This is a genomic window from Streptomyces sp. NPDC028289, from assembly GCF_055565975.1.
In genome coordinates this window covers 1-19741 of the sequence record NZ_JBVHTI010000001.1, presented here as the reverse complement: position 1 = coordinate 19741, position 19741 = coordinate 1, and the positions used below count along the sequence as shown (strand labels likewise).

At 71.4% G+C, this 19741-nt stretch carries 19 protein-coding genes; 9 read left to right on the top strand and 10 right to left on the bottom strand.

Going from position 1 to position 19741, the window contains the following annotated elements; genetic code table 11:
- Window positions 1-5: 5 nt before the first annotated feature.
- From ACZ4UV_RS00095 to ACZ4UV_RS00080, 4 genes are all read right to left on the bottom strand, one after another.
- Window positions 6-1007 (bottom strand): CopD family protein, encoded by a 1002-nt coding sequence (locus ACZ4UV_RS00095; protein ID WP_451018411.1) that lies wholly within the window; start codon window positions 1005-1007, stop codon window positions 6-8.
- A 153-nt stretch (window positions 1008-1160) separates the two neighbouring features.
- Complete coding sequence (locus tag ACZ4UV_RS00090; protein ID WP_451018412.1) at window positions 1161-2537, bottom strand: CoA transferase; 1377 nt, start codon at window positions 2535-2537, stop codon at window positions 1161-1163.
- Between the two features lie 54 nt (window positions 2538-2591).
- A complete protein-coding gene (locus ACZ4UV_RS00085; RefSeq protein WP_467834959.1) occupies window positions 2592-4139 on the bottom strand; it encodes a S8 family peptidase in 1548 nt (515 codons plus the stop codon).
- A gap of 62 nt (window positions 4140-4201) precedes the next feature.
- Window positions 4202-5728, bottom strand: a complete 1527-nt coding sequence (locus ACZ4UV_RS00080) for a S8 family peptidase (protein ID WP_451018414.1) — start codon at window positions 5726-5728, stop codon at window positions 4202-4204.
- Between the two features lie 351 nt (window positions 5729-6079).
- On the opposite strand from ACZ4UV_RS00080, the gene ACZ4UV_RS00075 reads away from it, so the two are divergent.
- The 3 genes from ACZ4UV_RS00075 (at window position 6080) to moaA (ending at window position 9196) form a co-directional block, all read left to right on the top strand.
- On the top strand, window positions 6080-6436 hold the full coding sequence (locus ACZ4UV_RS00075) for a DUF485 domain-containing protein (RefSeq protein WP_451018415.1): 357 nt from the start codon (window positions 6080-6082) through the stop codon (window positions 6434-6436).
- Window positions 6433-8052 (top strand): solute symporter family protein, encoded by a 1620-nt coding sequence (locus tag ACZ4UV_RS00070; RefSeq protein ID WP_451018416.1) that lies wholly within the window; start codon window positions 6433-6435, stop codon window positions 8050-8052. The genes ACZ4UV_RS00075 and ACZ4UV_RS00070 overlap by 4 nt, the downstream gene beginning before the upstream one ends.
- A gap of 154 nt (window positions 8053-8206) precedes the next feature.
- Entirely contained in the window at window positions 8207-9196 is a 990-nt protein-coding gene (moaA, locus tag ACZ4UV_RS00065; protein ID WP_451018417.1) for a GTP 3',8-cyclase MoaA, read from the top strand.
- 24 nt (window positions 9197-9220) lie between these two features.
- On the opposite strand, the gene ACZ4UV_RS00060 is transcribed toward moaA, so the two are convergent.
- Entirely contained in the window at window positions 9221-9445 is a 225-nt protein-coding gene (locus ACZ4UV_RS00060; RefSeq protein WP_351498496.1) for a hypothetical protein, read from the bottom strand.
- A 232-nt stretch (window positions 9446-9677) separates the two neighbouring features.
- Window positions 9678-10079, bottom strand: a complete 402-nt coding sequence (locus ACZ4UV_RS00055; RefSeq protein ID WP_390038587.1) for a DUF3099 domain-containing protein — start codon at window positions 10077-10079, stop codon at window positions 9678-9680.
- A 244-nt stretch (window positions 10080-10323) separates the two neighbouring features.
- Here ACZ4UV_RS00055 and ACZ4UV_RS00050 point away from each other — a divergent pair, with 244 nt between their 5' ends.
- Window positions 10324-10602 (top strand): GlsB/YeaQ/YmgE family stress response membrane protein, encoded by a 279-nt coding sequence (locus ACZ4UV_RS00050; protein ID WP_390038589.1) that lies wholly within the window; start codon window positions 10324-10326, stop codon window positions 10600-10602.
- Between the two features lie 133 nt (window positions 10603-10735).
- Here ACZ4UV_RS00050 and tyrS read toward each other — a convergent pair whose 3' ends face one another.
- The 3 genes from tyrS to ACZ4UV_RS00035 are packed head-to-tail and all read right to left on the bottom strand — an operon-like array spanning window position 10736 to window position 15001.
- Window positions 10736-12004: a tyrosine--tRNA ligase gene (tyrS, locus tag ACZ4UV_RS00045; protein ID WP_390038591.1), complete on the bottom strand. Its 1269-nt coding sequence runs from the start codon at window positions 12002-12004 to the stop codon at window positions 10736-10738.
- Between the two features lie 43 nt (window positions 12005-12047).
- Window positions 12048-13442, bottom strand: a complete 1395-nt coding sequence (locus tag ACZ4UV_RS00040) for a metallopeptidase TldD-related protein (protein WP_467834952.1) — start codon at window positions 13440-13442, stop codon at window positions 12048-12050.
- Complete coding sequence (locus ACZ4UV_RS00035; RefSeq protein WP_467834949.1) at window positions 13439-15001, bottom strand: TldD/PmbA family protein; 1563 nt, start codon at window positions 14999-15001, stop codon at window positions 13439-13441. Before ACZ4UV_RS00035 ends, ACZ4UV_RS00040 begins: the two co-directional genes overlap by 4 nt.
- 197 nt (window positions 15002-15198) lie before the next feature.
- On the opposite strand from ACZ4UV_RS00035, the gene fabG reads away from it, so the two are divergent.
- From fabG to ACZ4UV_RS00020, 3 genes are all read left to right on the top strand, one after another.
- Window positions 15199-15918, top strand: coding sequence for a 3-oxoacyl-[acyl-carrier-protein] reductase (gene fabG, locus ACZ4UV_RS00030; protein WP_351498506.1), 720 nt, complete (start codon window positions 15199-15201; stop codon window positions 15916-15918).
- Window positions 15919-15923: 5 nt separating this feature from the next.
- Window positions 15924-16691 (top strand): enoyl-ACP reductase FabI, encoded by a 768-nt coding sequence (gene fabI, locus ACZ4UV_RS00025; protein ID WP_046727988.1) that lies wholly within the window; start codon window positions 15924-15926, stop codon window positions 16689-16691.
- A gap of 174 nt (window positions 16692-16865) precedes the next feature.
- On the top strand, window positions 16866-17216 hold the full coding sequence (locus ACZ4UV_RS00020) for a hypothetical protein (protein ID WP_451018425.1): 351 nt from the start codon (window positions 16866-16868) through the stop codon (window positions 17214-17216).
- Here ACZ4UV_RS00020 and ACZ4UV_RS00015 read toward each other — a convergent pair.
- Entirely contained in the window at window positions 17194-17886 is a 693-nt protein-coding gene (locus ACZ4UV_RS00015) for a FadR/GntR family transcriptional regulator (protein WP_351498509.1), read from the bottom strand. The genes ACZ4UV_RS00020 and ACZ4UV_RS00015 overlap by 23 nt on opposite strands.
- Before the next feature lie 90 nt (window positions 17887-17976).
- On the opposite strand from ACZ4UV_RS00015, the gene ACZ4UV_RS00010 reads away from it, so the two are divergent.
- Together ACZ4UV_RS00010 and ACZ4UV_RS00005 are read left to right on the top strand one after the other, a co-directional pair.
- Window positions 17977-19353, top strand: a complete 1377-nt coding sequence (locus ACZ4UV_RS00010) for a CynX/NimT family MFS transporter (protein WP_467834944.1) — start codon at window positions 17977-17979, stop codon at window positions 19351-19353.
- Between the two features lie 137 nt (window positions 19354-19490).
- On the top strand, window positions 19491-19607 hold the full coding sequence (locus tag ACZ4UV_RS00005; protein ID WP_351498514.1) for an SGM_5486 family transporter-associated protein: 117 nt from the start codon (window positions 19491-19493) through the stop codon (window positions 19605-19607).
- The last annotated feature ends 134 nt before the right edge of the window (window positions 19608-19741 follow it).

The window sequence follows — 19741 nt, the reverse complement described above, 5'->3', positions numbered from 1 at the left end:
CCGGGTCACGTCCACCTGATCGGCAGCGGCAGAGCCGTCAGCAGCCCCGACACCGCGACCACCACCCCCAGCACGGCCACCTCGGCCCGCGCGGGAACGTACGCGGTCAGCGGGTCGGCCGCCCGGCGCAGCCGGAACCGCGCCCACAGCGCGAGCACGGCGACGGCGGCGACGAGGATCACCTTGGCCAGCAGGGTGCGCCCGTACGCCGTCGTCGTCAGCTGGTCCAGGACCGTGTCCGGGGGCATACGCCGCAGCGAACTCCACACTCCCGTCGCGGTGATGGCCGCAAGCAGTACGGCCGCCACACGCGCGTAGAGCCCGAGCAGCGCCGCCCCGGCCTCCCGGCCGCGCCACCGGCGCAGCATGCGCAGCGCGTGCAGCAGACCGCCCACCCACAGCGTCGCGCACGCAAGGTGCACCAGGGTCAGCGCGGAGCCGGGCAACGGGTCGTGCTCGGGCGCCGGATGGGCGCGCAGCGCCTCGGCGACGGCCACCGCCGCCAGCGGCCACACCTGGGTCGCCGGGCGGCGCGAGCGGGCGCACAGACCGGCCAGCAGAAAGGCGTTGACCTCGATCAGGGCCAGCCTGCCGTCGCGCGACCGGTACAGGCCGCCCACGTCGATGTCGGCGAGGGAGCGCGGCACCAGGTTGCCCGTCGACACGACCGACGCGAGCCCCAGCGCGGCGACGAAACCGGCACCGGCCGCGAACACCGTCCAGCTCGGCGGCCGTTCGGGCGGCGGGTCCGGCAGCCGGCGGGCCAGCCGGTCCACGAACAGCTCACCGGCCGGCACGCACAACGCGGCGAACAGCACCCCGCGCAGCAGGGCGATACCGCCCACTCCGGGCGCCGCGGCCTCCCCGGTGCCCCGCAGCGCGACGGACGGCCCGACCAGCGGTACCAGCGCGGCCACCGCCGCCAGCACCAGGACGGCGACGGCCCGCCAAGTCCCCGGGCGTCTCGCGGGGCCGCTCGCGGCCACCTCGGCGGTCGGTCGTGTCAACGGCCCCCCTGAGCTCCACCAGCCATGACAGAAGCGGGCAAGTACAGGAAAACAGCTGACGGAACGGCATACCACCCATTCGTACGTTTCCGGCCACCCCGATGTGCGCGCACGCCCGACGAGCCGTGGCCGCCCTACCTTCGATCCCGGCGGCTACGCCCAACGCGGAGCATCCGACCCCCACGGCACCGGCGGCCGCGCCCAGTCGGCCGGGCCGCCCGCGAAGGACAACGGCGGACGCGCGTATCGCAGCCGCCCCAGCGCGCTGTCCGTCTCGGCGAGCCAGGCGTCCGGGCCGTCGTACGGCTCGCCGGCCCCGGGGTCCGGCTCCAGCTCCTCCGTGAGCCACCGCGCGGTCCGGGCCAGAGCCAGCCGTACGAACCTGCTGCCCCCGTCGGACGACTGCTCGGTCAGCGCCCGCAGCACGCCGGCCGCCAGCAGATAGCCGGTGCCGTGGTCCAGCGCCTGCGCCGGCAGCGCGCCCGGCCGGTCCGGCGCGCCCTCGGTCTCCGCGATGCCGGTGGCGACCTGGACCAGGCTGTCGAAGCCCCGCCGCCCGCCCCACGGCCCGTACGCGCCCCACGCCGACACCTGGGCCACGACCAGCCCGGGCCGCCGCTCGGCCAGCGCCTCGGGGGAGAGCCCGAACCGGTCCAGGGCGCCCGGCCGGTAGCCGGTGACCACGACGTCCGCGGAGGCCAGCAGCTCCTCGAAGGCCGCCCGGTCCGTCGTCAGGCCGAGCTTCGCCGAGCGCTTCCCGAAGCCCGTGTCGGCGTGCTGGTCGGGGAGTTCGGGCAGCCACGGCGCGTCCAGGCGCAGGACGTCGGCGCCCAGCAGTCCGAGGGTGCGGGTGGCGACCGGGCCGGCGAGGACCCGGGTCAGGTCCAGGACGCGCAGGCCGGCCGCGGGCAGCAGGGGAGCGGTTCCGGCGTCGAGCGGCGGCAGCACGCGCGCGTGACCCGTGTCCACGCGGTCGCGCTCGACCAGGGGCCGCGCGGCCACCGCGACCGCCTGCTCGTGCCCGGCCCACTGACCGGGCGAGCGCAGCGCCACGGCGAGTCCGCCGGCACCGTAGACCGCGTCCTCCACGTCCAGTGCGGGCAGCTCGGAAATCCTGGCCGCGGCCTGCTCCGGGGAGGCGCTCTGCGGCAGGCCGAGCGCGCCCAGCAACCGGGTCCTGTGGTGGGGGTAGTTGGCGTGCGTACGCACCCACCCGTCCGCCGCACGCCAGAACCTGGACAGCGGGGCGAACTGCACGGGTGCCCGCCCGTCGACCAGCAGGTGGCGCTCGCTGGTGAACGCCGCCGCCACGGCCCCGTCGTCCACCCGGACCCCGGGTACCTCCGCGGCACCGGTCCGCCGGGCCCCGAGCTCGGCGGCGGCCAGCGCGCACACGCCGACGCAGGCGCGGGCGAGCTGCCGCACCGGAAGGTGCGCCGGGAGCGTGCCCGTGCGCGTCACGGTCGTGACCCGCGCGGGCAGCGACGGATCGCCGCCCAGCGCGGACCATGCGTACTTGATTCCAGTCATGACTGCACTATGCATTATTGACCGGATCAATATATATGCTCGGGGTTGACCCGGCTACCTGGTCACGGCCGCCAGCGCGTCGGCGGTGCCCCAGCCGTAGAAGCCGTTGTGGTTCTTGGAGCCCTCGCACACCGCGTCGACCTTGCCGTCGCCGTTGATGTCGTACGGGTCGGTGCACGGCGTGGCGGTCGCCTCGGCGTACAGCAGGGCCTTCACCAGGGCGGCGGAGGCATGCGGATGGGTTGACTTGATCAATGCGGCGACGCCGACGACGTGCGGGGTCGCCATCGACGTACCGGCCATGTAGCCCCATTTGCCGCCCGGCAGCGGGCCCAGGATCAGGCCGCTGGTGGCAGGGGGCGCCGGCGCCTGGTAGGCCGTCGAGTCGCCGCCCGGCGCGGCGATGTCGATGACTCCGAGGCCGTAGTTGGAGAACGACGACTTGAGGCCCTTCGCGCCGGTCGCCGCGACCGTGACCACACCCGGCAGCTGGGTCGGAATGTCGAAGCAGTTGTGCGGGTCGATCACCCGGTCGACGGGCGTGCCGTCGTTCGGCGAGACCGGGTCGGTGATCGAGTGGGAGGCCAGGTCGTAGCTCTCGTTGCCGGCCGCCGCGACGTTGACCGTGCCCTTGCGCTCCGCGAACTGCGAGGCCCGGGTGATGGCGTCGACGAGCGCCTTCTGGTTCGGGTCGTCGGTGCAGTTGAAGTACCAGGGGTCGGTGTAATAGCTGTTGTTGGTCACGTCGATGTGGTGTTCGGCCGCCCACACGAAGCCGCAGACCACGGCCTCCGTGTAGAAGTACCCGGCGGTGGTGGCGACCTTGATGCCCGCCACCTTGACGCCCGGCGCCACACCGGTGATGCCGATCCCGTTCTTGGCGCCCGCGATCTCGCCCGCCACGTGCGTGCCGTGCGGGCTCTCCGCCGCGGTGGGCCGCCAGGCCCCGTAGGTCGTGTCCGGCTTGCCCGAGACGCAGTTGGTGGACTGCGCGGCGGAGAAGTTGGGGGCGATGTCCGGGTGGGTGTCGTCGACGCCCGTGTCGATGACGGCGACCGTGACCTTCGAGCTGCCCAGCGTCTTCTCGTGCGCCTTGTCCGCCTTGATGGCGGGCAGGTCCCACTGCAGCGGCTCCAGCGGGTCCTGCCCGTCGGTCGCCTGGGCGTCCGCCTCCGCGACCTGCTCGGAGCTGAGCACCTCCGGCGTGCCCACGTCGGTGGTCGACTGGGCGGGCAGCGGCGCGTTGCGGGTGTTCCCGGCCGAGTCCACGCCGGGCACCTTGCGGATGATCATGGCGAAGTCCGGGTTCGCGGAGTGGACGACGATCACGCCGATCTCGTCGTACGCGATCACCACCGAACCGCCGGCCTGCTCGATCGCCTTCTGGACGCGTTCGGAAGTGCGCTGTCCGGGACGGACGTTGACGACATAACTGAGGGACGTCGGGTCACTGGCGGCGGCCGTCGACGCGGCGGCTGCCGTGGCGACGCCGGTCTCGGCCGCGGACGCCGAGACGTTGGGCAGGAAGGCGAGGGCCGTGGCCATGGCCATGCCGAGCGGGAGGGCGAGGACGCGACGGTGGCGTGACTGGGGCGCGGTCATCTGAGGTCTCCAGTTCGTTCGCGGAACGGGCATGCCGTGCGGGAAGTCCTGCTCTGCGGTGACTACTTGACCGCGCGGAGCGCGTTGACGACACCGGAGCCGTAGAAGCCGTTGACGTGCTTGCCGCCCACGCAGGTGGCGTCGACGACGCCGTCGCCGTCACCGTCGTACGGGCCGGCCGGGCAGCCCGGGTTGTCCGCCTCGGCCTTCAGAAGGGCCAGCAGCCGGGCCGGAGTGGCGTGCGGATGCGTCGACTTCAGCAGCGCGGCCACCGCGGCCACGTGCGGGGACGCCATCGAGGTGCCCTGGAGGAAGCCGTACTGGTCGTTCGGCAGGGTCGACAGGATGCGGCCGTTCTTCGACGGCGTGTCCGGGATCTGGTACTTGTCGCCGCCCGGGCCCGCCACGTCGACGACGCCCTGGCCGTAGCTGGAGTAGTAGGACTTCGTGTCGTTGACGCCGACCGCGCTCACGGTGACCACACCGGGCAGCTGGGTCGGCACGTCGAAGCACTCGTGCGGGTCGACCGTCCGGGTGGTGGCCGTCGAGTCGTCCGGGCTGGAGGTGTCCGTGAGGGCGTGTGAGTCGAGGTCGTCGTTCGAGTTGCCCGCCGAGGCCACGTTGAGCGTGCCCTTGCGCTGCGCGTACAGCTGAGCCCTGTTGACCGCGTCAACGATGGCACGTTGATCAGGGTCGTCCATGCAGTTGTACAGCCACGGATCCACGTAGTAGCTGTTGTTGGTGATCTCGATGCCGTGGTCGGCGGCGAAGACGAAGGCGCAGACCACGCTCTCCGGGTAGAACAGCTGCGTCGCGTCGGGCTGGGCCACCGTGATGCTCGCGACCTTCACGCCCGGTGCCACGCCGGCCACGCCGATCCCGTTGCGGGCCGCGGCTATCTCACCGGCGACGTGGGTGCCGTGGTAGTGGTCGGCGTCCACCGGCCGCCAGGCCCCGTACGTCGTGTCCGCCTTGCCGCTCACGCAGTTGGCGGACTGCGAGGCGGAGAAGTTCGGGGCGATGTCCGGGTGGGTGTCGTCGACACCCGTGTCGATGATGCCGACGGTCACCGAGCGGCTCCCCGGGTCGATCGCGGCGGCCTTGTCGGCGCCGATCGTCCGCAGATCCCACTGGTCCGCTTCAAGGGGTTCCTGGCCGGCCGTCGACCTCTGCTCGACCCTCGCGGCCTCCGCCTTCGACAGGACCTGCACCGCGCCCTCGTCCGTGGTCCCCGCCGCGCTCAGCGGAGCCGTCCGGGTGGCGCCCGCCGACTGCACCCCGCGCACCGCCCGCAGCGCCGTGCCGAAGTCCGGGTTCGCCGAGTGCACGACGATCACGCCGATCGTGTCGTACGTCGCGATGATCGTGCCGCCGTTGCGGGTGATCGCCCGCTGCACCGACTCGATGGTGCGGTGGTCCGTCCTGGTGTTGACGACATAGGCCAGGTCCGGCCCGTCCGCCGACTGCGTCGCCCGGGCGGGCAGCGGGACCGCGGAAGCCGCCGCCGGCAGGAGGCCGAGCGAGGCTGTCAGTGACAGGACCACCGGGACGGCGAGCGCCAGTCCGCGTCTGGAACGCAGATGAGCCATGGGGTCTCCACATCATCCGGAACATCGACCGAAGGACATCAGCCGAAAAACGGGCCCGCCCAAGACGCGAGTGGGCGCTTGGGCAGGTACATGACGGGTGGTGCAGGGCCGAAGCTATCTCCCGCACTCACCGGCCAGCAATGACCGGAGGTGACTTGCGCCGACGACTTCCGAAAGAACCCCGGCGAGTTGAACCTGTCCACGCGTGGCGCCGTGACCTCGGGGAGGGAGCCACAGCAGGATCGAGGCCCCCCGTCGGAATCACGCACCGGAGTCGCCCCACTACTTCGCGTGCGTGGTCCACATGTCTGTGAGGTCAGAATCCGCATGTCCGTATCGCGAGGAGACTCCGTGGCCACCGAGACACCACCGCCCTCGAACACACAGACCCGGCACCCCTCCGGCGAGGAGTTCGCCGAGGTGCAGCAGAGTCCGGAGTTCGCCGAACTGCGGCACTCCCACCGCTCCTTCGCCTTCCCCCTGACCATCGCCTTCATCGCCTGGTACCTGCTGTACGTCCTGCTCTCCAGCTACGCGGACGACTTCATGGGCACCAAGGTCGTCGGCAACGTCAACGTGGCCCTGGTCCTCGGCCTCGCCCAGTTCCTCACCACGTTCCTCATCGCCTGGTGGTACGCCCGGCACGCCGCCGCCAGGCTCGACCCCCAGGCCGAGGCCATCAAGTCCCGGATGGAGGGCGGCGCATGAGCCCCGCGATCACACTGGCGGCCGGCGAGGCGAGCGAGCACCGGACGCTGATCATCACCCTGTTCGCGGTGTTCGTCGCCGCGACCCTCGTCATCACCGTCTGGGCCGGCCGCCAGACCAAGGACGCCGCCGACTTCTACGCGGGCGGCCGCCAGTTCACCGGCTTCCAGAACGGCCTCGCCGTCTCCGGTGACTACATGTCCGCCGCGTCCTTCCTCGGCATCGCCGGCGCCATCGCCCTGTTCGGCTACGACGGTTTCCTGTACTCCATCGGATTCCTGGTCGCCTGGCTCGTCGCCCTGCTCCTGGTCGCCGAGCCGCTGCGCAACTCCGGCCGCTACACCATGGGCGACGTGCTGGCCTACCGCATGCGCCAGCGTCCGGTCCGCACCGCCGCCGGCACTTCCACGATCGTCGTCTCGATCTTCTACCTGCTGGCCCAGATGGCGGGTGCGGGCGTCCTCGTCTCCCTCCTCCTCGGCATCACGAGCGACGGCGGCAAGATCGGCATCGTCGCCCTGGTCGGCGTCCTGATGATCGTCTACGTCACCATCGGCGGCATGAAGGGCACCACCTGGGTCCAGATGGTCAAGGCCGTGCTGCTCATCGCGGGCGCCCTGCTGCTGACCTTCATGGTGCTGGCCAAGTTCCACTTCAACGTCTCCGACCTGCTCGGCAAGGCCGCCGACAACAGCGGCAAGGGGTCCGCCTTCCTGGAGCCCGGCCTGAAGTACGGCGCCACCGGCACCAGCAAACTGGACTTCCTCTCCCTCGGCATCGCCCTGGTCCTCGGCACCGCCGGCCTGCCGCACATCCTGATCCGCTTCTACACCGTGCCCACCGCCAAGGCGGCCCGGAAGTCGGTCCTCTGGGCGATCGGCCTGATCGGCGCCTTCTACCTGATGACCCTCGCCCTCGGCTTCGGCGCGGCCGCGCTGATCAAACCCGACGAGATCATCGCGTCCAACAAGTCCGGCAACACCGCGGCGCCCCTCCTCGCCCTCCACCTGGGCGGCGTCGACTCCACCTGGGGCGCGATCCTGCTGGCCACGATCTCGGCGGTGGCCTTCGCGACGATCCTCGCGGTGGTCGCGGGCCTCACCCTGGCGTCCTCGTCGTCCTTCGCGCACGACATCTACGCCAACGTCATCAAGAAGGGCCAGGCCACCGAGAAGCAGGAGATCAACGCGGCCCGGTACGCCACCGTCGGCATCGGTGCCGTCTCCATCCTCCTCGGCGCCCTCGCCCGTGACCTGAACGTCGCCGGCCTGGTGGCCCTCGCCTTCGCGGTCGCCGCCTCCGCCAACCTGCCGACCATCCTCTACAGCCTCTTCTGGAAGCGGTTCACCACGGCCGGAGCCCTCTGGTCGATCTACGGCGGCCTGGTCACCGCGGTCGGCCTGGTGCTGTTCTCACCGGTGGTGTCCGGCAAGGAGACGTCGATGTTCCCGGACGTCGACTTCCACTGGTTCCCGCTGGAGAACCCGGGCATCATCTCGATCCCGGTCGGATTCCTCCTCGGTGTCGTGGGCACTCTGCTCTCGAAGGAGGTCCCGGACGCCGGCAAGTACGCGGAGCTGGAGGTGCGGTCCCTGACCGGCACCGGAGCGCACTGAGCTTCGTACGACTGGCCGCGTCGACGGGATCATAGGATCCTACGACGCGGCCGCGTCGTACCTCGTGGTATCGGGCCTCTCACGATGTCGGTGCCGTCACGTAGGCTCGCATGTGACGGCAGAGATCTGATCCGCGACGAGGGAGGGGGCCCGCGTGCTCATCGACACCTATGGCCGGGTGGCCACCGACCTGAGAGTCTCGCTGACCGACCGGTGCAACCTGCGCTGTACGTACTGCATGCCCGAGGAGGGCCTGCAGTGGCTGGCCAAGCCCGACCTGCTCACGGACGACGAGATCGTCCGGCTGATCGACATCGCCGTCCGCCTGCTGGGTGTCGAGGAGGTGCGCTTCACCGGCGGTGAGCCGTTGCTGCGCCCCGGCCTGGTCGGCATCGTGGAGCGGGTCGCGGCCCTGGCCCCCCGCCCCCGGATGTCCCTGACGACCAACGGCATCGGCCTGCGCCGCACCGCGACGGCCCTCAGGGCGGCCGGCCTGGACCGGGTCAACGTCTCCCTGGACACCCTCCGCCCGGACGTCTTCAAGACCCTGACCCGCCGCGACCGCCACCAGGACGTGCTGGACGGCCTGCGGGCCGCCCACGACGCCGGTCTCACCCCGGTCAAGGTCAACACGGTCCTGATGCCGGGACTGAACGAGGACGAGGCCCCCGACCTCCTCGCCTGGGCGTTGGCCCACGACTACGAACTGCGCTTCATCGAGCAGATGCCCCTCGACGCCCAGCACGGCTGGAAGCGGGACAGCATGGTGACGGCCGGCGACATCCTCGCCTCGCTCCGCACCCGCTTCGACCTCACCCCTGAGGGCGCGGGCGACCGCGGCTCGGCCCCGGCGGAGCGCTGGCTGGTCGACGGCGGCCCGCACCGCGTCGGCGTCATCGCCTCGGTCACCCGCCCGTTCTGCGCGGCCTGCGACCGCACCCGCCTCACGGCCGACGGCCAGATACGGACCTGCCTGTTCGCGCGGGAGGAGACGGACCTGCGCGGTGCGCTCCGCTCGGGCGCGGCGGACGAGGAGATCGCCCGCAGGTGGCGGCTGGCGATGTGGGGCAAGAAGGCGGGGGCAGGACTGGACGACCCGCAGTTCGTGCAGCCGGACCGGCCGATGTCCGCGATCGGCGGCTAGCCCGGCCTACCGGGCCAACCAGGCCTACCCGTCCTGCTCGGGCGACTCGGGCGATTCCCACTCCCGCAACAGCACGACGTCCTTCAGGAACCCCCGCACCCCCAGGAACTGCGAGAGATGCTCCCGGTGCTCCTCACAGGCGAGCCAGGTCTTGCGCCGCTCCGGCGTGTGGATCTTCGGGTTGTTCCACGCCAGCACCCACACCGCGGCGGCCCGACAGCCCTTCGCCGAACAGATAACGTCACTCATCGCTTCGTCTCGCACCGCGTCGTCTCGCACAAAAGCCCCGTAAACAAGGCGACGCCGAGCAGCCACGGGGGGAGCTGCCCGGCGTCGGTCCGTCGCTCCGACGGGGGATGCGGAGCGCGTACGCAGTATGTCACGGGTCACCCTTGGCCCGGCACTGGAACAGCACGATTGATCTGAGCATTTCTTGAGCTTCGGGCGGAGTCCCCGACCGTCCGCACCACGTCCCCGGCACTCAGACCGACTCCGGCCGCTCGCCCCGCACGGCGCCCGCCGCGGGATCCGCCACCACGTCCTCCGGGACGGATTCCGCCTGCGTCTCCTCCGCCCGCGGCGGCGCGATCATCAGCCGGGTGGGCGCGACCCCGAAGGTCGACGGAAGCGACTGCGGCCGCTCCCGTCCGGCGTTGGCGACGACGACGGCGACATAGGGGAGCAGCGCCCCCAGCACCAGGGCCACGACGGCGACATACCGTTCGACGTTCCACAACGTCACCGCGAGGATCACCGACATGGTCCGGATGCCCATCGAGATGACGTACCGCCGCTGCCGGCCGCGTACGTCCTCCGCCAGGCCGGTACGGGCTCCGGTGATCCGGAACACCTGGACGTTGCCGTCGCCGCGCTGTTTCCGCATCACATTCCACCATCCGCCCGCATCGGACACTCCCCGGCCCGTACCCGGTCCGCACCCGCTCGGGGAACCGGGCCAGGACCCTTCCCACGGTACGCCGCGCCTGCGCCGCCTTCGAGACCGGGTCGCCCCCTGCCTGCGTGAACGCCCTGCGCCGTAGCGCGTACGGCGGTACCGACATGCGCCGTACGACGTACGGGCCGAGACTTGGCGTAATGCTCACGTCGAGCCGTACGAGGAGGCAGTCATGGGCTGGTTGTGGGCGATCATCGTGGGTTTCGTGCTGGGCCTGATCGCGAAGGCGATCATCCCGGGCAAGCAGCACAGCCCCCTCTGGCTGACGACCATCTTCGGCATCCTGGGCGCCATCGCCGGCAACGCGGTCGCCCGCGCGGCGGGCGTGGCGGCGACACCGGGCATCGACTGGACCCGTCACCTGTTCCAGCTGGTGGCGGCCATCATCATCGTCTTCCTGGGCGACATGGCGTACATGGCGACCCTGGGAAAGCGAAAGCAGCGCATCTGAGACGCCCCGAACGTCACAGCGCCCGGCACTTCACGGCGCCCCGAACTCAAGCGCCCCGAAAGGGGCGCGGGGAACTGCGCGACCAGCCACGTCGAACCCGCGGCCGACAACGCACCCCGCACCCCTACGGCGTCTACGAACCGACGACCTCCACCGCCGCCAGATTCTTCTTCCCGCGCCGCAGCACCAGCCACCGCCCGTGCAGCAGCTCCGCACGATCCGGCACTGCATCCTCGGCGGTCACCTTCACGTTGTTCACGTAGGCCCCGCCCTCCTTCACGGTCCGCCGCGCAGCGGACTTGGAGGCCACCAGCCCGACCTCGGCGAACAGGTCGACCACCGGACCCAGCTCGGCGACCCGGACATGCGGCACCTCGGACAGTGCCGCGGCCAGCGTCCGGTCGTCCAGCTCCGCCAGCTCGCCCTGCCCGAAGAGGGCACGGGACGCGGCCATCACGGCAGCCGTCTGGTCGGCCCCGTGGACGAGCGTCGTCAGCTCCTCGGCCAGCGCCCGCTGCGCCGCCCGCGCCTGCGGACGCTCCTCGGTCTGCTTCTCCAGCTCCTCGAGCTCCGTACGGGACCTGAAGGACAGGATCCGCATGTACGACGAGATGTCCCGGTCGTCCACGTTCAGCCAGAACTGGTAGAACGCGTACGGCGTCGTCATCTCGGCGTCGAGCCAGATGGCTCCGCCCTCGGTCTTGCCGAACTTCGTGCCGTCCGCCTTGGTCATCAGCGGCGTCGCCAGCGCGTGCACACTGGCGTGCGGCTCCAGGCGGTGGATCAGGTCCAGCCCCGCCGTGAGGTTGCCCCACTGGTCGCTGCCGCCCTGCTGGAGCGTGCAGCCGTACCGCCGGAACAGCTGGAGGAAGTCCATGCCCTGGAGGATCTGGTAGCTGAACTCCGTGTAGCTGATGCCCTGGTCGGACTCCAGGCGGCGGGCCACGGAGTCCTTGGTCAGCATCTTGTTGACGCGGAAGTGCTTGCCGATGTCCCGCAGGAACTCGATCGCGGACAGGCCCTCGGTCCAGTCGAGGTTGTTGACCATGACGGCCGCGTTCTCGCCCTCGAAGGACAGGAACGGCTCGATCTGGGCGCGCAGCCTGCCGACCCAGCCGGCGACCGTCTCGGGGTCGTTGAGCGTGCGCTCGGCCGTCGGGCGCGGGTCGCCGATCAGACCCGTCGCCCCGCCCACCAGCGCCAGCGGCCGGTGACCGGCCTGCTGGAGCCGGCGCACGGTGAGCACCTGCACCAGGTGCCCGACGTGCAGGGACGGCGCGGTCGGGTCGAAACCGCAATAGAACGTGACGGGACCGTCCGCGAGCGCCTTGCGCAAAGCGTCCTCGTCAGTGGACAGGGCGAACAGCCCCCGCCACTTCAGCTCGTCGACGATGTCCGTCACGGTTCTCGTATCTCCTTGGGTGGTCTCGTAATCAGGTACGAGGTTATACGCCCTGGCTGACAGAGCTCATATTGAAGTCGGGCACCCGCAGCGCGGGCATCGCAGCCCTAGTGAACCAGTCGCTCCATTCCCGCGGCAGCGTCTTTTCCGTGCGCCCGGCCTCGGTCGCCCGCCCCAGCAGGTTCACCGGCGACTCGTTGAACCGGAAGTTGTTCACCTGCCCGGTGACCTGGCCGTTCTCCACCAGATAGACGCCGTCCCGGGTCAGGCCGGTGAGCAGCAGCGTCGCCGGGTCGACCTCGCGGATGTACCAGAGGCAGGTCAGCAGCAGCCCCCGCTCGGTGGCGGCGACCATGTCCTCCAGCGAGCGGTCCCGGCCGCCGTCCAGGATCAGGTTGCCGCCCGCCGGGGCGACCGGAAGCCCGGTCAGGCCGGCCGTGTGCCGGGTGGTCGTCAGGTGCTTCAGCTCACCGCCCGACACCCACTCGGTGCCGCCGACCGGCAGCCCGTTGTCGAAGACAGACTGGTCGCCGCCGGAGGAGTGCGCGACGACGAAGGGCGCGGACTCCAGGCCCGGCTCGTTCGGGTCGCTGCGCAGGGTCAGCGGCAGATCGGTCAGCTTCTCGCCGACGCGGGTGCCGCCGCCCGGCTTGGAGAACACCGTCCGGCCCTCGGCCGCGTCCCGCCCGGACGCCGACCACAGCTGGTAGATCAGCAGGTCGGCGACGGCGGTCGGCGGCAGCAGCGTCTCGTACCGGCCGGCCGGGAGGTCCACGCGCCGCTCGGCCCAGCCGAGCCGCACCGCGAGCTCGGCGTCGAGCGCGCCGGGGTCGACGTCCTTGAAGTCCCGGGTGGAGCGTCCGGCCCAGGCGGAGCGCGTACGGTCCGGAGACTTGGCGTTCAGCTCCAGCGTGCCGGTGGGCTGGTCGTGCCTGAGGCGCAGCCCGGTCGAGGTGCCCACGTACGTCGACACCAGCTCGTGGTTGGCGAAGCCGTACAGCTCGCGGCCACCGGCACGCGCGCGTGCGAAGGCCTCGCCGAGCGCCGGGGCGAAGTCGGCGAACACGGCGGAGGAGGTCTCGGCGGGTGCGTCGGTGAAGTCCGGCGCCTCCGGCACGCCGGTGACCAGCGGCTGGGCGTCCTCGGCGGGCCCGGCACCGCGCGCGGCGGCCTCGGCGGCCCGCACCAGCGGCTCCAGGTCGTCGGCGGTCACGGCCGACCGGGAGACGACACCCGACGCCGTGCCCTCCTTGCCGTCCACGGTGGCGACGACGGTGAGCGAACGGCCGCGCGTGACGCCGTTGGTGGTGAGCGCGTTGCCGGCCCAGCGGAGGTTGGCGGTGGAGTGCTCGTCGGCGATGACCACGCAGCCGTCGGCCCGGGACAGTTCCAGAGCGCGCTCGACGATCTCGTGCGGCTTGTTGCTACGGGCGCTCATCGACCGGCCTCCTGCGTGGTGTTGAGGATGTTGACGCCCTTGAAGAGGGCCGAGGGGCAGCCGTGCGACACCGCGGCGACCTGTCCCGGCTGGGCCTTGCCGCAGTTGAAGGCGCCGCCGAGGACGTACGTCTGCGGGCCGCCGACGGCCGCCATGGAGCCCCAGAAGTCGGTGGTCGTCGCCTGGTAGGCGACATCGCGCAGCTGCCCGGTGATCCGGCCGTTCTCGATCCTGAAGAACCGCTGTCCGGTGAACTGGAAGTTGTAGCGCTGCATGTCGATCGACCAGGAGCGGTCGCCGACCACGTAGATCCCGCGGTCGACCCCGCCGATCAGGTCCTCCGTCGCCAATCCGGCCGGGTCCGGCTGCAGGGACACGTTGGCCATGCGCTGCACGGGGACGTGTCCGGGGGAGTCGGCGTACGCGCACCCGTTGGAGCGGTCGAAGCCGGTCAGCCGCGCGATCCTGCGGTCCAGCTGGTAGCCGACGAGCGTGCCGTCCTTGACCAGGTCCCAGGACTGGGCCGCGACGCCCTCGTCGTCGTACCCGATGGTCGCCAGGCCGTGCTCGGCGGTGCGGTCGCCCGTGACGTTCATCAGGTCGGAGCCGTACTTCAGCTTGCCGAGCTGGTCGAAGGTGGCGAAGGAGGTGCCGGCGTAGGCGGCCTCGTAGCCGAGCGCGCGGTCCAGCTCGGTGGCGTGGCCGATGGACTCGTGGATGGTCAGCCACAGGTTGGAGGGATCGACCACCAGGTCGTACAGACCCGCCTCGACGCTGGGCGCCCGCATCTTCTCGGCCAGCAGCTCCGGGATCTGCTCCAGCTCGGCGTCCCAGTCCCAGCCGGTGCCGGTCAGGTACTCCCAGCCGCGGCCGACCGGCGGCGCGATGGTCCGCATCGAGTCGAACTCGCCGCTGGACTCGTCGACCGACACGGCCGTCAGCTGCGGATGCAGCCGCACCCGCTGCTGGGTCGTCACGGTCCCGGCCGTGTCCGCGTAGAACTTGTTCTCGTGGACGGTGAGCAGCGAGGCGTCGACGTGGTTGACGCCGTTCGCCGCCAGCAGCCGCGCGCTCCACTCCGCGAGCAGTGCGGCCTTCTCCTCGTCAGGCACGGCGAACGGATCGATCTCGTACGACGAGACCCACGTCCGCTCCTCGTGCACCGGCTCGGCGGCCAGCTCCACCCGCTCGTCCGAGCCGGCCGCCTTGATGACCTGCGCCGAGAGCTTCGCCATCGCCACCGCCTGGGAGGCGACCTTGGCGGCCGCGTCCAGGGTCAGGTCCACCCCGGACGCGAAGCCCCAGGTACCGCCGTGCACGACCCGGACCGCGTACCCGAGGTCGGTGGTGTCCGACGATCCGGCGGGTTTGGCGTCCCTGAGCCGCCAGGACGCGCTGCGCACCCGTTCGAACCGGAAGTCCGCGTGCTCGGCCCCCAGCGCACGCGCGCGTGCCAGCGCGGCGTCGGCCAGGGCCCGTAGCGGAAGCGCCGTGAAGGCTTCGTCGATGGAATGAGGCACGGAGGTCTCCCTGCTGTCGTGGCCTGTCCGTCCGATCATGTCGCGCCCGCGGGCGTACGGACCACAGGTTTCGGCCCGGCGCCGGGCCTTTCTGTAGGGACCCGACAGTGACACCCCCGAGCCACTGTCGGTGCCCGCTTGCCCGCGGCGATGGCGGGACCGATAGGTTTTCGATGAAGCCGCCTGTCATGCCAGCTGTTCGGGCGGGTTGTCATACCGAACGAAAGGGTGATCCGTTGAGCCGCTCGGTTCTCGTCACTGGAGGCAACCGGGGCATCGGCCTCGCCATCGCCCGTGCTTTCGCCGACAACGGCGACAAGGTTGCCGTCACGTACCGCTCCGGTGAGCCGCCGGCCGTCCTCAAGGAACTGGGCGTCCTGGCCGTCAAGTGCGACATCACCGACTCCGAGCAGGTGGAGCAGGCCTACAAGGAGATCGAGGACGCGCACGGCCCGGTCGAGGTCCTGATCGCCAACGCCGGCATCACCAAGGACACGCTCCTGATGCGGATGTCCGAGGAGGACTTCACCTCGGTCGTCGACACCAACCTCACCGGCACCTTCCGGGTCGTCAAGCGCGCCAACCGCGGCATGCTGCGCGCCAAGAAGGGCCGCGTCGTCCTCATCTCGTCGGTCGTCGGCCTCTACGGCGGCCCCGGCCAGGCCAACTACGCCGCCTCCAAGGCCGCCCTGGTCGGCTTCGCGCGGTCCCTCGCCCGTGAGCTGGGCTCGCGCAACATCACCTTCAACGTCGTCGCGCCCGGCTTCGTCGACACCGACATGACCAAGGTGCTCACCGACGAGCAGCGCGCCACCATCGTGTCGCAGGTGCCGCTCGGCCGGTACGCGGAGCCCGAGGAGGTCGCCGCGACGGTGCGGTTCCTCGCCTCGGACGACGCCTCGTACATCACTGGAGCCGTCATCCCCGTTGACGGCGGACTGGGAATGGGTCACTGATCACCATGAGTGGAATCCTCGAGGGCAAGCGCATCCTGATCACGGGTGTGCTGATGGAGTCCTCCATCGCCTTCCACGCGGCCAAGCTGGCCCAGGAGCAGGGTGCCGAGATCATCCTCACCGCGTTCCCGCGGCCCACGCTGACCGAGCGCATCGCCAAGAAGCTGCCGAAGCCCACCAAGGTCATCGAGCTCGACGTCACCAACGACGAGCACCTCGGTCGCCTGGCCGACCTCGTCGGCGAGGAGCTCGGCGGCCTCGACGGCGTCGTCCACTCCATCGGCTTCGCCCCCCAGGACGCCCTCGGCGGCAACTTCCTCAACACGCCGTTCGAGTCCGTCGCCACCGCCATGCACGTCTCGGCGTACTCCCTGAAGTCGCTGACCATGGCCTGCCTGCCGCTGATGCAGAACGGCGGCTCGGTCGTCGGCCTCACCTTCGACGCCCAGTACGCCTGGCCGCAGTACGACTGGATGGGCCCGGCCAAGGCCGCCCTGGAGGCCACCAGCCGCTACATCGCGCGCGACCTCGGCAAGCAGAACATCCGCTGCAACCTCATCTCCGCCGGCCCCATCGGCTCCATGGCCGCCAAGTCCATCCCGGGCTTCAGCGACCTGGCCGCCGTCTGGGACCACCGCTCCCCGCTGGAGTGGGACCTCAAGGACCCCGAGCCGGCCGGCAAGGGCATCGTCGCCCTGCTGAGCGACTGGTTCCCGAAGACCACCGGCGAGATCATCCACGTGGACGGCGGTCTGCACGCCATCGGCGCCTGACCCGCACGGACTCTTCGAGGCCCGCATCCCGCGAAGGGTGCGGGCCTCACCCGTTCGGCCCACCGGCCGGGCCGTCGCCCGCCGGGCGGCGCACCCTGGAGACGCGGCGGCGCACCCTGGTTGCGCGTGCACCGCGCGATGTCCCTCCCCAGCCCGGCCGAGGAGGTCCCCCTTGTGCGCCTGTCCCGCAGCCTGGCCCCGGTGACCCTGGCCCTCGCCCTCGTGGTGTCGCTGCCCTGCGACGCGGAGTCCCACGCGCGCGTGCCGAGCGGACACGGTCCGGCCCCGCAGCTGTTCGGCGCGGCGTGCCGGACCACCGTCCGCGGCTCCCACGTGGTGGCCTACTGCCACAACCCCTACGTCGACACGGACCGGGTCCGGCTGCACATCGAGTGCGCCCAGTGGTGGGACATCGACACCGACGGCTCCCCGGTCGACACCGGCCCGGCGATGACCGTACGGCTCTCCGGCCGCTGCTGGCAGGACGTCCGCGCGGTGTGGATCAGCCACCAGAAGGTGGGCTGAACCGGTCCGGACGGCACTGGAACGGATAGCTCGCCGCCTCTTTCGCGGCCGCGTCCGCGTCGCCCGCGCGGATCGCCTCGACCAGCCGGGTGTGGTCCATGTACGACTGCGGCGTCAGCTCGGCGCCGACGTCCGCGCGCAGCCAGTCCCGCAGCACCTCGCCCAGGTCGGCGTACATCGCCGTCAGCACGTCGTTGTGCGAGGCGGCCACCACGGCCAGGTGCAGGGTCGCGTCCGCCGTCACGAAGGCCTCCGCGTCGCCCGACCGCCAGGCCTGCTCGCGGCGTGCCAGGAGGGCGTCGAGCTGCCCCAGGTCCTTCTCGGTGCGGCGGGCCGCGGCCAGCCGGGCGGCCGACGACTCCAGGGTGGAGCGCAGCTCGGCGACGTGCCGGGGGTCGGCCCCGGCGAACCGGCGGTGCATCACCCCGGCCAGCTCACTGGTGGCGGAGACGTACGTCCCCGAGCCCTGGCGGATGTCCAGCAGGCCGTTGTGGGCCAGCGCCCGGACGGCCTCCCGGACGGTGTTGCGGGCCACCCCGAGCTGCTCGACCAGCTCCGGCTCGGTGGGGATGCGCGAGCCGACCGGCCACTCGCCCGAGGTGATCTGGTTCCGCAACGCGGCGATGACCTGCTCGGACAGCGCCGAGCGGCGCGGATGGCTCAGAGGCATGACACACCTTCGCACGCGAGGGCCCGGCGGGACCGGCCGGGCCTGCCCGGGGATGGACAACCATTCATCCTATGATTCTATGATGGCCTCATGGCAGGCAGGGAAAACGGCACCACGGCCTCTGGAACATCCGAAATATCCAAGACATTCAAGACATTCGATACAACCGAGACGCCTGGGGTATCCAAAACAGCCGAGACGGCTGAGACAGCTCGGGCGACGGCATCCGGCGGGAGCCCCGCGACCCCCGCGCGCGCGTGGACGGCACGGCTGGTCGTCGTCGGCATCGTGCTGTCCGCCGTCAACCTCCGGCCCGCCATCGTCAGCCTCGGCGCCCTCCTGGAGGAGGTCCGCGACGGCCTCGGCATGAGCGGCAGCGTGGCCGGACTGCTCACTTCCGTGCCCCCGCTCTGCTTCGCCGTCTTCGGCGTCATGGCCCCCCGCCTCGCCCGCCGCTTCGGCCCCGCGGCCGTGGTCTGCGCGGGCATGGCGGCCGTCACGGCCGGCCTGCTGATACGGCCGTACGCCGGGAGCACCGCCGGGTTCCTGGCCGGCAGCGCGCTCGCGCTCATGGGCATCGCGGTCAGCAACGTGCTGATGCCGGTCATCGTCAAGCGCTGGTTCCCCGACCGGGTCGGCTCCATGACCGGCCTGTACTCGATGGCCCTCGCCGCCGGCACCTCGGTGGCCGCCGCGGTGACCGTGCCCCTGACCGACGCCCTGGGCGGCAGCTGGCAGACCGGGCTGGCGGTCTGGGCCGGGCTCGCGGCGATCGCGGTGCTGCCGTGGATCCCGCTGGTGCGGGACCGCGGAACGGCGCCGGCCCCCGAGAGCGAGGCCGGGGCACGCGCGCGTGCGGAGCGCAGGCCGCCCGCCCTGCGGATCACCCGCAGCCGTACCGCCTGGGCGCTGGCCGTGTTCTTCGGACTCCAGGCCACCGCCGCCTACATCACGATGGGCTGGATGGCGCAGATCTTCCGGGACGCGGGCGTCTCCGCGAGCACGGCCGGACTGCTGCTGGCCGTCACCATGGTGATGGGCGTACCACTGGCCTTCGTCATCCCGCGCGTGGCCACCCGGCTGCCGCACCAGGGCCCGATCGTGATCGCGCTCGGCGTCTGCGGTCTCGCCGGATACGCCGGCCTGTACCTGGCGCCCGCCGGCGGCGCCTGGGCCTGGGCCGTGCTGCTCGGCATCTCGAACTGCGCGTTCCCGCTGGCCCTCACCATGGTCGGGATGCGGGCCAGGACCGGCGCGGGCGTCGCCCAGCTCTCCGCCTTCGCCCAGAGCACCGGATACCTGATCTCCATCCCCGGCCCGCTGCTGGTGGGCGTGCTCTACCAGCACAGCGGCGGCTGGGGCCTGCCGATCGCCCTCATGGTCGGCCTGATGATCCCGCAGATGGCCGTCGGCGTCCTGGCGGGCCGGGACCGCATCGTGGAGGACGAGGCGGCCGCGACCGCCTGACCCCGCACCGGCTCCGCCGGCCCCCGCGCCCCCTGGGAGCCCCCGCTACGCCTTGGCGCCCCCTGTCGGCCCATGCCGGCCCGTGTCGCGGCCACCCCGCTCGGTCCGTCGCCTCCCGGGGGTGCCAGACTGGCCCCATGCCAGTGCTCGACCCGAACCCCCAGAACGGTCAGAAGAAGATGCTGATCGTCTTCGGCTCGTTCTTCGCCATCTTCGTCGTCATCGCCGTCATCGCGACCCTCGCGTCACCCTGACCACAGCCGGCCACCGCTCCCGCGGCCCGGTGGTGGGGCTAGGCAGTGTCCGGGCGATCATGAACGGAGCCAGATGACCAGGGCTGCGACGGTGACGGTGCCGAGGAAGATGTATGCGCGTTTTTCATAGCGCG

What these genes read in the sequence shown, in the direction of transcription:
- ACZ4UV_RS00035 (WP_467834949.1), bottom strand. Translation starts at nt 15,001, where the DNA reads ATGATCGGACGGACAGGCCACGACAGCAGGGAGACCTCCGTGCCTCAT.
- ACZ4UV_RS00015 (WP_351498509.1), bottom strand. Translation starts at nt 17,886, where the DNA reads ATGCCTCTGAGCCATCCGCGCCGCTCGGCGCTGTCCGAGCAGGTCATC.
- ACZ4UV_RS00080 (WP_451018414.1), bottom strand. Translation starts at nt 5,728, where the DNA reads ATGGCTCATCTGCGTTCCAGACGCGGACTGGCGCTCGCCGTCCCGGTG.
- ACZ4UV_RS00085 (WP_467834959.1), bottom strand. Translation starts at nt 4,139, where the DNA reads ATGACCGCGCCCCAGTCACGCCACCGTCGCGTCCTCGCCCTCCCGCTC.
- ACZ4UV_RS00010 (WP_467834944.1), top strand. Translation starts at nt 17,977, where the DNA reads ATGGCAGGCAGGGAAAACGGCACCACGGCCTCTGGAACATCCGAAATA.
- ACZ4UV_RS00040 (WP_467834952.1), bottom strand. Translation starts at nt 13,442, where the DNA reads ATGAGCGCCCGTAGCAACAAGCCGCACGAGATCGTCGAGCGCGCTCTG.
- fabI (WP_046727988.1), top strand. Translation starts at nt 15,924, where the DNA reads ATGAGTGGAATCCTCGAGGGCAAGCGCATCCTGATCACGGGTGTGCTG.
- ACZ4UV_RS00005 (WP_351498514.1), top strand. Translation starts at nt 19,491, where the DNA reads ATGCCAGTGCTCGACCCGAACCCCCAGAACGGTCAGAAGAAGATGCTG.
- ACZ4UV_RS00050 (WP_390038589.1), top strand. Translation starts at nt 10,324, where the DNA reads ATGGGCTGGTTGTGGGCGATCATCGTGGGTTTCGTGCTGGGCCTGATC.
- ACZ4UV_RS00060 (WP_351498496.1), bottom strand. Translation starts at nt 9,445, where the DNA reads ATGAGTGACGTTATCTGTTCGGCGAAGGGCTGTCGGGCCGCCGCGGTG.
- ACZ4UV_RS00055 (WP_390038587.1), bottom strand. Translation starts at nt 10,079, where the DNA reads ATGCGGAAACAGCGCGGCGACGGCAACGTCCAGGTGTTCCGGATCACC.
- ACZ4UV_RS00090 (WP_451018412.1), bottom strand. Translation starts at nt 2,537, where the DNA reads ATGACTGGAATCAAGTACGCATGGTCCGCGCTGGGCGGCGATCCGTCG.
- ACZ4UV_RS00070 (WP_451018416.1), top strand. Translation starts at nt 6,433, where the DNA reads ATGAGCCCCGCGATCACACTGGCGGCCGGCGAGGCGAGCGAGCACCGG.